Annotated in this window: 10 protein-coding genes; 4 read left to right on the plus strand and 6 right to left on the minus strand. The window is 38.1% G+C overall.

Annotation, left to right across the window (positions count from 1 at the left end; genetic code table 11):
- Window positions 1-18 precede the first annotated feature (18 nt).
- The gene (locus ACXACQ_RS02205; RefSeq protein WP_474974285.1) at window positions 19-897 is read left to right on the plus strand and encodes a DMT family transporter; all 879 of its coding nucleotides are present in this window, start codon (window positions 19-21) and stop codon (window positions 895-897) included.
- 49 nt (window positions 898-946) lie between these two features.
- The gene (locus ACXACQ_RS02210) at window positions 947-1126 is read left to right on the plus strand and encodes a hypothetical protein (RefSeq protein ID WP_474974286.1); all 180 of its coding nucleotides are present in this window, start codon (window positions 947-949) and stop codon (window positions 1124-1126) included.
- 6 nt (window positions 1127-1132) lie between these two features.
- Here the strand turns inward: ACXACQ_RS02210 and ACXACQ_RS02215 are convergent, their stop codons facing one another.
- Window positions 1133-2149, minus strand: coding sequence for a threonine aldolase family protein (locus tag ACXACQ_RS02215; protein WP_474974287.1), 1017 nt, complete (start codon window positions 2147-2149; stop codon window positions 1133-1135).
- Window positions 2150-2516: 367 nt separating this feature from the next.
- Here ACXACQ_RS02215 and ACXACQ_RS02220 point away from each other — a divergent pair, with 367 nt between their 5' ends.
- A complete protein-coding gene (locus ACXACQ_RS02220; RefSeq protein WP_474974288.1) occupies window positions 2517-6215 on the plus strand; it encodes a glycosyl hydrolase family 18 protein in 3699 nt (1232 codons plus the stop codon).
- A gap of 65 nt (window positions 6216-6280) precedes the next feature.
- Here the strand turns inward: ACXACQ_RS02220 and ACXACQ_RS02225 are convergent, their stop codons facing one another.
- From ACXACQ_RS02225 to ACXACQ_RS02240, 4 genes are read right to left on the minus strand one after another with little or no spacing between them, the layout of a single operon-like run.
- Complete coding sequence (locus tag ACXACQ_RS02225; protein ID WP_474974289.1) at window positions 6281-6991, minus strand: N-formylglutamate amidohydrolase; 711 nt, start codon at window positions 6989-6991, stop codon at window positions 6281-6283.
- Complete coding sequence (locus ACXACQ_RS02230) at window positions 6970-8226, minus strand: carboxylate-amine ligase (RefSeq protein WP_474974290.1); 1257 nt, start codon at window positions 8224-8226, stop codon at window positions 6970-6972. The genes ACXACQ_RS02225 and ACXACQ_RS02230 overlap by 22 nt, the downstream gene beginning before the upstream one ends.
- Entirely contained in the window at window positions 8223-9668 is a 1446-nt protein-coding gene (locus ACXACQ_RS02235) for a RimK family protein (protein ID WP_474974291.1), read from the minus strand. The genes ACXACQ_RS02230 and ACXACQ_RS02235 overlap by 4 nt, the downstream gene beginning before the upstream one ends.
- 2 nt (window positions 9669-9670) lie before the next feature.
- The gene (locus tag ACXACQ_RS02240) at window positions 9671-10459 is read right to left on the minus strand and encodes a peptidase-C39 like family protein (RefSeq protein ID WP_474974292.1); all 789 of its coding nucleotides are present in this window, start codon (window positions 10457-10459) and stop codon (window positions 9671-9673) included.
- Window positions 10460-10551: 92 nt separating this feature from the next.
- On the opposite strand from ACXACQ_RS02240, the gene ACXACQ_RS02245 reads away from it, so the two are divergent.
- Window positions 10552-11127: an RNA polymerase sigma factor gene (locus tag ACXACQ_RS02245; RefSeq protein ID WP_474974293.1), complete on the plus strand. Its 576-nt coding sequence runs from the start codon at window positions 10552-10554 to the stop codon at window positions 11125-11127.
- On the opposite strand, the gene ACXACQ_RS02250 is transcribed toward ACXACQ_RS02245, so the two are convergent.
- The gene (locus ACXACQ_RS02250; protein WP_474974294.1) at window positions 11120-11908 is read right to left on the minus strand and encodes an RMD1 family protein; all 789 of its coding nucleotides are present in this window, start codon (window positions 11906-11908) and stop codon (window positions 11120-11122) included. The two genes, ACXACQ_RS02245 and ACXACQ_RS02250, sit on opposite strands and share 8 nt — an antisense overlap.
- Window positions 11909-11990: the final 82 nt, after the last annotated feature.

Genomic DNA, 11990 nt, shown 5'->3' on the forward strand with positions numbered 1-11990 from the left:
TCGTTATAGCTTTGAACTGTGCCATCTAAGATTAAAGTTCACGGAATATTATTAGTTGTAGCCTTTATTTATGGCGCCAACTATACCATTGCTAAAATTGCAATGGATGCAAACCTAGACCCTTTTGCTTTTATACTAGTAAGAGCAAGCTCCACGGCTATATTGTTTTGGGTTTTTAGTCATTTCACTCTCAAAGAGCAAATAAAGGATAGGGCTGACTATATCAGGTTGTTTTTCTGCGGTTTATTTGGTGTTGCGGCTAATCAACTCTTTTTTTTCAAAGGGCTAAGCATGACCAACCCTATTCATGGGTCCATTATAATGACCACCTCACCTGTAACCGTAATTATCACCGCCTATTTACTTGGTAAAGAAAGTCTTACTTGGAAAAAGATAGCAGGTGTACTCCTTGGAGCAACAGGCGCATTTTTACTACTCACAAAAAATGGAATATCTCTGGAAGAAGGAACTTTCCTTGGAGATTTACTAGTGCTTGCCAATAGTACTTTTTATGCCATTTACCTAGTACTGGTTAAACCCTTAGCTGCCAAATATTCATCTGCAACCATTTCTAAATGGATATTTCTTATCGGTAGTATATTAATTTTACCCTTTGGGCTACCTGCATTTAATAGCACTCCATGGTCTGAATTTCCTATGGCAGTATGGGGCAGCATACTATTTGTTATACTAATGGCAACATTTACAGTATACCTGTTAAACAATTGGGCTATAAAATTTGTCAATTCTTCTGTGATAGGTATGTACATTTATCTACAACCTATGATTGCCACAATTATTGCCATAATATTTAGAGGAGATAAACTAGACCTACTCACAGTGCTATATTCACTGCTGATTATGGGTGGAGTATTTTTGGTTAGTCAAAAGAAATAATTGTTTAAGATTTAAGTATTGCCTATTTTAAGAGAAATAATAGTTGACTATGGGTGGAATTTTATATTTAATAGGGTTGCTATGTGCCATTTGGATCATATATGACGTATGGGTAGTAAATAGAAGCATAGACGAAACAAGTAAAGTATTATGGACTATACTGGCCATTTTTGCAAACTTCTTAGCAGCAATAGTTTATTACGTAGTGCATAAAAAAAATCAAGTATAGTAGATACTATACCTGTTTTATTATTTCGATGGCTTTTTCCAGCATCTCATCAGTAATGTCGAGATGCGTTACTAGCCTTATTTCTCGCGGACCAAAGGCTCCTGCCCATAAATTATGTGCTTTAAATTTTGCTAGAACATCTTGCGTTTCAAAACCATCGGCAAGTTCAAAAATGACAATATTGGTATCCACAGGCAGTACCCCCTTAACAAAAGCCTGCTGACGAAGCACCTCTCCTAACAGTTGCGCTCTTCGATGATCGTCCCTAAGCCTTTCTACATTATTTTCTAAAGCAAATAAACCTGCTGCAGCCAAATAGCCCGCCTGCCGCATTCCTCCGCCCATGAATTTTCGTACGCGTTTGGCCTGCTTAATGTAATGCTCCCGACCTAACAAAACGGAACCTACTGGTGCTCCTAACCCTTTCGAAAGGCATATTGAAATAGTATCGAAGTATTTTCCATATAACTTGGGATCGTCTTTGGTCTCTATCAAAGCATTAAAAAGCCTAGCTCCATCCATATGAAATCGTAAACCGTGCTGCTTGCATACCTGATATATCTTTTCTATTTCAGTAAACTCATAATAGCTACCCCCTCCTTTATTCACCGTATTTTCTAAGGCTACAATTGAAGTTTTTGCCGCATGTATATCGTCAGGATTAATTCCTTTTTCTACTTCATTAGCTGTTAATCTTCCTCTATCGCCAGCAATAAGCTTAAAAGACAAACCACTAGTACCTGCTACCCCACCTCCTTCGTATTTATAAATATGTGCATTTTCATAGCATATTACCTCCTCATAGGGCTGCGAAAGGACATTAATCCCTATCTGATTAGTCATAGTACCAGAGGGACAGAAAAGGGCAGCATCTACACCAAACATTTCAATACATTTTTGCTGTAGAGCATTCACTGTAGGATCCTCATCATACACATCATCCCCCACATCAGCTGACATCATTGCTTCTAGCATTTCGGGGGTAGGTTTGGTCACAGTATCACTTCTAAAATCAATAATCATGGTTATTATAAATTTGATCAAAAGTATTCAAAATCTGACGGTTAAGGTGTACCGTTTGTGTATTAGCAAAAATTGCTTAACATATTGCTAATCAACATTAAACACAATTTAAAATTAAGAAATTATTATTAAAGCAGCTTGCTAAATGTATTTACCTAACACCTCCAAAGTTTATCAGCTACATATTTTGTCGTTTCAGCGGCAAATTATGTGCATTTAGCTAAATTATTTTATACACATTATTCATATGACTAATTTCAAACTATGATAGCATGTAATTTTCTGTGCGCGGCAACACCACCGATCTAAAGAAAATTATCTCTGCAAAATCATCCAATTAAATAATGTTATACTAACAATCTAAACCATGTACCAAACTTTTTACAGATTTAAAAAGCAAAAGGCATCTAAGTTAGCACTTAGAATGTTACTTTTTGTAGTATCTGTGGTTAGCCCATTGATGCTACAAGCACAGGTAAACACTGGAGGAAGTGCTACAACCGCAAATCACAACAAGCAAGTGATTGGTTATATCACTAACTGGGACGCCTGGAAAAGCAACGCTGCAGGAGTACCTTCAGCAGGCGCTTTAACTCACATGAATATTGACTATTCAAAGTACACCATTTTAAACTATTCTTTCTTTGGTGTAGCTAAAGATGGATCTCTACACAGTGGAGATTTACGTAACAAAAACATTTATCAGGAAGGAGCAGTGCAAGAACCTGGCGACTTATTCTACACTGACGTGTATAGTAGCTGGGACTTGCACATCCTATTTGGAGAAATTGAAGCTATACAGTGGATTAACGAGGATGTAAAAACTCGTGCTGCAGCGCAAGGTTTCCAAGTGGAAGTAGGTGCTACTACCTGGACTAACACAAACTGGGGATTAAGCGGAAGCTTGCCATTACCTTTGCATAAGGAAGGCGGAGCTCCTGGTCTACTTGAGATGGCTCACAACAATGGTGTAAAAGTTGTAGCTTCTATTGGTGGATGGAGTATGTGTAAGCATTTTCCTGAAATGGCTGCTGATGCTTCAAAAAGAGCTAAATTCATCGCTGACTGTAAGAAATTAATCGCTACAGGATTTGATGGTATCGATCTTGACTGGGAATATCCTGGACCATACTCTGGAATGAACTTCACAGGTTCTGAAGCTGATTTCGCTAACTACGCTACTTTAGTAACTGAGTTACGTAATGCTATTGGACCAGACAAGCTTATCACTGCTGCTATGGCTGCTGATCCTGCGAAATTACAAGGTTTCAACTGGGGTGTTATGACCAACGTGATGAACTACTTCAACATGATGACTTATGACTTTAACGGTGGTTGGTCTAACATAGCAGGTCACAATGCTCCTGTATACCCTTATGATGGTGCTGAAGAGCCTACATTTAACTGGCAGTCTACTTACAATGCCTTAATGTCAATGGGTGTACCTTCTAACATGATTAACTTCGGTATTCCTTTCTACGGAAGAGGAGTAATTACTCAAGGTAATGCAGCTTTAAATGCAGCTACTCAAAAAACAAGTGTAACAGTGCAGCCTGACGGCCCTATCAGTACATGTGCTGACTATACTAACTGGCCTTTGGATGTTTATGATGGAACTCCAAACTATTTCTATATCAAGCAAAAGACAGGTTCTGGATGGACTAAGCATTGGGATGATCAGGCTAAAGTTCCTTACATGACTAAAGGAAAGTATTTCTTAAGCTATGATGACGAAGAGTCTATTGCTATTAAAGCTGATTATATCAATGATCAAAATTTAGGTGGTACTATCATCTGGACTGTATTTGGTGACTTAGAATTCAGTGGTTCTGCTACAAGCTTTGGAACTAAATTAAAGAGATGGTCTAGCGTTAGCTCTCCTTTAATTAATGTAATCAACCAAGAATTTGCTGCTGGTGGTGACGGTGGTACTACTAACACTGCTCCTTTCGTATCTATTTCATCTCCTGCTAATGGAGCTTCTTTCAATGCAGGTTCTACTATCAACATCACTGCTAATGCATCTGATAACGATGGTACTGTTACTAAAGTAGAATTCTATAACGGAAGTGAAAAATTAGGTGAAGATGCTACAAGCCCTTACAGCCTTTCTTGGTCTGGTGTAGGAGCAGGAAACTATACTATTTCTGTTAAAGCTTACGATAATGATGGAGCTTCTGCTTCTTCTTCTGTTTCTGTATCTGTTAGCGGTAACGATAATGGTGGTGGTGATGGCGATGGTGACAACAACGGTGGTGGTGACTGCCCTAATGCTAACTTCAGAGTAGTAGGTTATATGCCTAGCTGGGCTGGTAGCGCTGATGCTATTCAGTATGATAAGTTAACTCATATCATTTATTCATTCTTATTACCTAATGCTGATGGATCTTTCCAAGCTATCGAAAATGCATCTAAATTACAGCAGATCGTAACTTTGGCTCACGCTCAAGGCGTAAAAGTTGAAATAGCTATTGGTGGATGGAATGACGGTAACGACTCTGGTTTTGCTACATTAGCAGCCAATGCATCTACAAGAAACGCATTCGTTTCTAACGTAATGAACTTCGTAAGTCAGTATAACCTTGATGGTGTTGATATTGACTGGGAATATCCAAGAGAAGGTAGCGAGCCTCAAAACTACGAAGCTTTAATGGAAGCTTTAGGAGCATCTCTACATGCACAAGGTAAAGAATTATCTGCTGCTGTTGTAGCTTCTGGATGGACTGCTGACGGAGTACTTGACGGTGTATTTAATGACATCGACTTCTTAAACTTAATGGCTTATGATGGTGGTGACGGAGCTGCTCACTCTCCATTCAGCTATGCTGTTTCTAGTTTAGATTACTGGTTAGGTAGAGGTTTACCTGCTTCTAAGGTTGTATTAGGAGTACCTTTCTACGGAAGACCTACATGGCAAACTTACAGCGCTTTAATTTCTCAAGGTGCTGATCCAAATGCTGATGTATTTAACGGTGTTTATTATAACGGTATCAATACTATCCAAGATAAAACTAACTTGGCACTTGAAAGAGCGTCAGGTATCATGATTTGGGAAATTTCTCAAGATACTCAAGGTGCTACTTCATTACTTTCAGCTATTCACGATGTGGTAGGTGACTGTGACGGTGGCGGTAACCAAGACCCTAATGCTCCTTCAGTAAACATTACTAGCCCTTCTAACGGATCTAGTTTCATGGTAGGAAGTTCTGTAAGCTTAGTTGCTTCTGCTTCTGATAGCGATGGAAGCATCACTAGCGTTGTATTCAATGTTAATGGTCAAAACATTACAGCTACAGGTTCTGGTAGTACTTATACTGCATCTTGGAGCGCTAGCGCTACAGGTTCTTACACTGTAAAAGCTACTGCTACAGATAACTCTGGTTTAACTAGCACTAGCCAAGTAACTATTTCTGTTAATGATGGTACAGAATGTAATGTACCAGCATGGGGATCTACTAACGTTTATGTAGGTGGTGACCACGTTTCTTATAACGGAATAGAGTACCAAGCTAAATGGTGGACTCAAGGTGAAAACCCTGCTACTAATACATCTGGTGCATGGTTAGAAATAGGACCATGTGGAAGCAACGATGGCGGTGGTGATAATGGTGGCGGAGGTTCTTGTAATGCGCCAGCATGGTCTAGCAGTACTGCTTATGTTGGTGGTGACCACGTTTCTTATAACGGCACTGAATACAGAGCTAAATGGTGGACTCAAGGTGAAAACCCTGCAGAAAACCCTACTGATGCTTGGGAAGTAGTAGGAGCTTGCTCTGCTCGTATAGCTTATACATCTACAACTGAAGAAGGTTCTTTAGGAGTTAAGGTATACCCTAACCCATTCAAAGACAATGGTGTAATTGAATTTACATTATCAACTGAAGCATTCACTTCTATCAGTTTATATAACCAATTAGGTAAAGAAGTTAAGTCTGTACTTTCTAAAACTTTAAGTTCAGGAAACCACAGAATTGAATTCTCTACTGAAAGCTTACCTGAAGGAATTTACTTCTACAAGCTTTCTACTGGTAAAGAAGTACAAACTATTAAAGTGATTAAGCACTAATTAGTGTCACAATAAGTTTTTAAATAAAAAGCCCCGAGATTACTCTCGGGGCTTTTTTTATGCTTTTAAATGGGAGTAGTATACACTGTATCTCTTAGCCCACAAATCAACCCATCTTTAATCATTCTTAAATCTGGCAAGTCAATATACTTTTGATTGATTTCTAACTCTATACCTACATATTTATCCATCGGAAACTTAGTGCGTAAATAGGTGGTAAATCCATCGCTCGCACCATGGTAAGGCACATTCATCATAGTAACGTACTGCCCCGCCCAGGCTTCATCTAAGCGTTTTTTCAGTAGGTTACTAAACTCCATCTCCGACAGCCGCTCATCGTCAAACAAAATACCAATATCTACACTTCTTGTAATACCATTGAGTATTGGCGTAAATGTATGAACGGACAAATGAAGCACGTCATTACCTTGTTCTATTTCGTACCTTATTTTATCTTCAATGTTTTGCCTATATGGCTTATAATACTTCTCTACCAAATACCTCTTTATACTATGACTTAGCACATTAGTATACTCCGAAAACAACTCTTTGCTATGTAGAGACCTATTGGTTTCTAACAGTAAACGAGATATTTTTTGATAGTATATAGAAACATCTAACTGCCTGCCTAAATACTTAGCAACCCTTAAAGCTCCCGGATCCCAGCCCCGGTGAGTATCAAGAATAGATTCATGCCCATAGAAGATAAACTTATAATCTTTAGGCACATATTTACCTGCGTGCTCGCAGCTTATTACGATTTTTCTTCCACCCATAATTGAAACATTTCGTTTAAAGAAAGACAATCACACAGCTCGCGGTAAATAAGCTTTAGATTTTCAGGGGTATAAACTCCTGCCAAAGACTTCATTATACGCGAGGCCAGTGTTCCTTGAGTAAGTATTATATTCAGCTGCTCTTCCCATGGCTCTATATGCTCTGGGTAGTGCGTTTTAGCCCTACTTATTAGATAGGCCCAAACCTCACTAGCTGTAGCTTGCTGCACATCCATGCCCCACATAGACAGGTATTGGCTATTGGTAATCTCTGTACCTTCAGCTGTTTTTATTACCTGAAGAAACATTTCTTGCAGAGGGGCTACCTCCCAGCTTTGCTGGTCATGATATGTAGCTATCTCTTCATTTACCAACATTTTGAGCACTGCTATAATAGCACTAGCTATGGCCAAATCTGCCTGTGGGCACTCTTGAATATCCAAAATTCTAATTTCTATGGCTCCTCTATCAAAACGAGCTATTGCTCCCCTAGAGTTGAGCCACACAGGTTGCAAAATATGATAAGGATCGTGTGGAGCTATATCAAAAGCAATTCTATCATAAATCATTTTATGATACTGACGCTTAGAAAAAGCTCTTTCAGGAATTACTTTACCCGTTAATGCTGGCACTACCTTTTGGTTTTTCTGATAATAATCTAATCGTTTATCAAGAAAACCAGTGTCAGTACCATCCAGAATGGGTGAGCTTGCAGAGAGCGCAGGCAGTATAGGTAATAAAACCCTTATTGCTGCATGTAAGCGTGCAAACTCCTCATCATCATAAAATGGTAAGTTAATGTGCGTACTCTGCAAATTGGACCAGCCATGACCTTTACAATTAAATATTCTATTATAGGCATCATAAATTTCGTTGTTATCATGAGGCCACAAAAAGGTATCTTTTTTAGGGTTCATTAAGGGGTGCGCAGCCGTAGGCATTAAGCACGCACCAAAATGCGCCAACTCTTTATTTAACCGCTCTACGTTTTTATTAAATTCTTTTAATAGATTAACCAAATCGGCCTCTGGCTCCGTACACTTTATTTCTACCACATGTAGCACTAATTCATTACTCCATGTAACCTTACCAAACTCCAAATCGCTAGCATACTCGCCACAAATTTTCTTAAAAAGCAAATCTGTAAGTGGACGAGTGACTAATGACTCTCTGTCTACAATCATATATTCCAGCTCTATACCAAAGCCCTGAAAAAGGTGTAATCTATTGCTCATCGTTTTTGCAACCTCTCTACGAAGGTTTCCATTATTTTTAAGTAGAGGCCATTTTTTAAGACTTTGTCTTCTACCCCGGCATCTATATTAGGGTTGTCGTTAATTTCTATTACATAAAACTTACCGTTGATCTCTTTTATATCTACCCCATAAAGGCCATTGCCTATGAGGGCTGTAGCTTTAAGAGCCGTATCGATAAGTGCTTTTGGTGCATCTTCCACTGCTAGCGTTTCACTTTTACCTTCTCTGTGCTCACCGTTCTTTTTCCAGTCTACTATCTGCCAGTGGTTTTGGGCCATGTAGTATTTACACACATACAAAGGCTGACCATTGATAATACCCACTCGCCAATCATAGGAAGTAGGCACAAACTCTTGCAGAATCAACAACTCTGATTTCTGAAAAAGCTCTTTTAATGTACTCTTCAACTGCCCTTCGTCCATCACCTTTTTCACCCCTTTTGAAAATGAACCATCGGGCTGCTTTATTACCAATGGATAGTTAAAGTTATCAGGCACTTGCTGATGATCTTTTCTCATAATGTGTGACTTAGGCACCGCTATTTTATTAGCCACCAACAACTCGTGTAAATACACCTTGTTGGTACATTTTAAAATAGAGTTTGAATCATCAAAAACCACTAAACCTTCCGTTTCGGCCTTTTTGGCAAACCTGTAAGTGTAATGGTTTACGTTTGTTGTCTCCCTAATAAATAAGGCATCGAACTGAACCAGCTTACCTAAATCATTTTTAGTAATAGCTTCGGTACTAAACCCTAACTTATCTGCTGCCGCTATAAACTTTTGAAGTGCTTTAGCATTTGAAGGGGGGTTAGGATCATCAGGGCTTACTAACAATGCCAAGTCATACTTCTTACGACTGTATTTTTTTCTTACTACCTTTTTACCTGTAACATAATAAAACAACGCCTCTTGAAGCTTTTTCAAGTCTGCCTCTTCAAGCTCTTTTAAATGAAGCGGCTTTAAATGCTGCAGCTGCCATTTGTCCTTTTTTGAAAATACGGCCTGTATAATAGGAATTTGAAACAAGTTGAATAACAGCACCCCAATATTCGCATAAGCAGCATTTTCTACCTGACCAAAGAAAATATTGATGGTGGTTTTATGCTCTTCTACTTTTTTTAAACTGCTCTGTATTAAAGTATCAAACTCCTCTGTGTCACTTTTTATAAGTGAAGGAAACCTAAACTCTTGTAATGTTGCTATTTCGGGTATTACCTTATGCCCTCTCGCTTCTGCTAATAAAGACACATAATATCCCAAGCTTTGATATTGGTGCGAACGACACAAGTTGATAATTTTATAGGCCTTACTGTTCTGGTATTCCGGTTTACCGAAATATTCAGCAGGAGACACTACAGCTACCCCTTCAAATTTTAAATCCCATTTCTCGGGTGACTCTGTAATTATTAGTTTAGGCATGATTACTTAGGATATATGATTAATAAATTGGCGTCATATGTCATTACGCCAAGCATTATTGAATTAATTAATTTTTGAAAACTCACTTTATAATATTGTTTCATGCTAATGGGGTTAGCCTCTAGCGGATCAGCAATGTATGCCAGCCTTTTATCCAAGTTATAGCCATTTATGACTACAAAGTGCCCTGCCGGCTCACCAGCCACATCATCGTACCTCATTACAAAATCTCCCGTTTCGCGAGGCGTTTCGTATAGATAAGTAGCGCTCAGCCCTGTTAGTATTGGCATTTCTTTTACCAAAAACTGTCTTATTAGCATCGGGTTCAACTCCTGAAAGTACAACATCCCTCCCCTTTCAATAAACTTAAGGTACTCTTCTGTGGCTACTTTCAGTCTTAAATCATCGGGTTTCATGGCCACCTGCTTACGCAATTTCTCTGCTAAATCAACTCCCTTCTGAAACCATGAAATATCGAAAGTACTGAGGTTATAAGTGTATATACTTGCATTATACCCCCTTTTTAGCGCATGATTAGCCAAAACCACCGCCAAGGTACCTCCTGATGAAAGCTGCTTTACTTCATCTATCACCTGCTCTAAGGATATATCGTCTTTATAAAACTGATATACACTATGCAAACAAGTAGGCCCACAGGTTACATCATCGGGCTGTGCTGCTATGTCCAGGTCTAATATTTTTTCTTTTACCTTTACTAACATTTCTAATACATTAAATTGCCTTACTAAGTCTACCTGTTCTGCTTTTAAATTTGTGGTAAGCAAAACCATTTTTAAATTGTTAACTTAGTATACATGATGTGTTATTTTCATCATGTTTGGTATATGACGCTGGACAAAAAAAAAGTCACAGATATTTTTTTATGATTGACAAAAAATTACCTGACGAAGAGCTAATAAAATTAATACAGACAAACGGAGATGGTCGTTATTTTGCTGTTTTAGCAGAAAGGCATGAAAAGCATATATTGAGAAAGTGCCAATCTTATGTGAAAGATGAAGATGACGCAGAAGATTTGTGCCAAGAGATTCTTATTAAATTATTCTTAAAAATAAACGCATTTAAAGGCGAAGCACGTTTTTCTACCTGGCTGTTTTCTATCATTCATAATACTTGTATTGACCACCTTAGAAAAGGAAAAAAAAGTGTGCATCAGGTGATCACCGAAAAAATGTCTGATGAAATAGCCGAAATGATTGAAGGTGTAGATGAAATACCTGAAGAGGTGTCTATAAAAATACTAGATGAGTTACTAGAGGAAATCACCCCTGAAGAAAAGCTCATTATATTGATGAAGTACAAAGAGAAGCACCACATAAAAGATATCCAAACTACATTGGGGCTATCGGAAAGTGCAGTGAAAATGAGGCTAAAAAGAGCAAAAGAAAAGGTGAACAAATTATACAAAGTCCACCTTAGTAAATCTCATGCTAAATAGCTTTGGTAACAAAAGTATCTATTATTTCTACCAGAATTAGAATGATAATAATCCACTCTAACTTGCTACTTTCTTTATGGTGGTAAAGTTCCATAAATGCATCTAAGTTAGCCTGAACTATCTTGAATGTATTATCAATAGAACGGTACCTTGGTCCGCTATCGAAATGAATTGACAACGTTTTGTTTACCTTTTCGAGGTATTCATCTTCCCAGGTAACGGGTGGTGCATCAAAAATATATAGGTTCTCCGCTATTTTATTTTGCGTATTGAGTGCCCTACCGATAAACTTCATAATATTCTTTCTGCCTATGCTTAATTTGCCTTCATCCTCCATTTGGTTGGCAAACACTTTTATTTGAATAAGCATTTCTTGCGAAACCTGATCGTAGTAATTTAATGCCAGACTTTGAGCCAGGTTTAACATCACTATCTTAATCACCCCTGTGTTAATTTGCTTTAGAGAAAGGTGGTTGAAACGAATAGTCATCTCATTGTCATCATTCAATAACAGGGCGAATTTATCTTTCAACAAATCTTCCTTATTTACATCAGGAAACAACCGATGAAGCTCTCTATTAATTTCCTCATTGGTGAGATTATAAAAAACCACCACTCCGTAATTTAATATATAGCCGTACTTTCCTTCTTCAAATCGGTAAAACACCTCTCCTTTACCTCCACTTATTTCCATATCTATCAGCAGGTTACGACACCTATGAATATCGATATTATGCTTAAAGTGGTAAGCTTTGAGCGTAAATTCCATAAACTCTATCATAAAAAAAATCTTATTACTGAAAGTATGACGCAGCGTGCCCAAAACGTCACTAAAATATTTTCAGATTTATGATGTGACTTTG

The organism is Fulvivirga sp. AWR4_260 (assembly GCF_056158185.1).

Bases quoted from the DNA above. Each gene is read 5' to 3' on its own strand.
- ACXACQ_RS02225 (WP_474974289.1), bottom strand. From the start codon at position 6,991: ATGGGTGGAAGAAAAATCGTAATAAGCTGCGAGCACGCAGGTAAATAT.
- ACXACQ_RS02210 (WP_474974286.1), top strand. From the start codon at position 947: ATGGGTGGAATTTTATATTTAATAGGGTTGCTATGTGCCATTTGGATC.
- ACXACQ_RS02235 (WP_474974291.1), bottom strand. From the start codon at position 9,668: ATGCCTAAACTAATAATTACAGAGTCACCCGAGAAATGGGATTTAAAA.
- ACXACQ_RS02245 (WP_474974293.1), top strand. From the start codon at position 10,552: ATGATTGACAAAAAATTACCTGACGAAGAGCTAATAAAATTAATACAG.
- ACXACQ_RS02250 (WP_474974294.1), bottom strand. From the start codon at position 11,908: ATGATAGAGTTTATGGAATTTACGCTCAAAGCTTACCACTTTAAGCAT.
- ACXACQ_RS02220 (WP_474974288.1), top strand. From the start codon at position 2,517: ATGTACCAAACTTTTTACAGATTTAAAAAGCAAAAGGCATCTAAGTTA.
- ACXACQ_RS02240 (WP_474974292.1), bottom strand. From the start codon at position 10,459: ATGGTTTTGCTTACCACAAATTTAAAAGCAGAACAGGTAGACTTAGTA.
- ACXACQ_RS02230 (WP_474974290.1), bottom strand. From the start codon at position 8,226: ATGAGCAATAGATTACACCTTTTTCAGGGCTTTGGTATAGAGCTGGAA.
- ACXACQ_RS02215 (WP_474974287.1), bottom strand. From the start codon at position 2,149: ATGATTATTGATTTTAGAAGTGATACTGTGACCAAACCTACCCCCGAA.